1 protein-coding gene is annotated in these 301 nt (G+C 46.2%); it reads left to right on the plus strand.

Annotated elements, in window-relative coordinates; all coding sequences use genetic code 11:
- Nucleotides 1-301 (plus strand): MipA/OmpV family protein (locus A3761_RS01040; protein ID WP_197472698.1); only part of this gene is annotated, 301 nt, incomplete at both ends.

The raw sequence follows: 301 nt of genomic DNA on the forward strand, positions 1-301 counted from the left end.
CCGGTGAAAACGGAAGTCTTGGTCTTTTTGGCGTGGGGCACCGCTTCGGTGGTCAGAACGACGGAACCGGCCATGAAATTGCCATCGCTTTGGTATTTCACGATAGTGATTATGTCAATAAAGATTTTGGTATAGATGCAGAGCAGTCAGTTGCATCGGGACTGAATGAGACCGACCTGAGTGGAGGATTTCGCTCGTTTGGATTTAATTACAATTATCGCCATTATGTAAATGAGAATTGGCAGGTTTTCGGCGAGGCGGTTTATGAGCGTTATAGTAGTGACATTGCGGATAGCCCAAT

This window comes from Oleiphilus sp. HI0123, assembly GCF_001635315.1.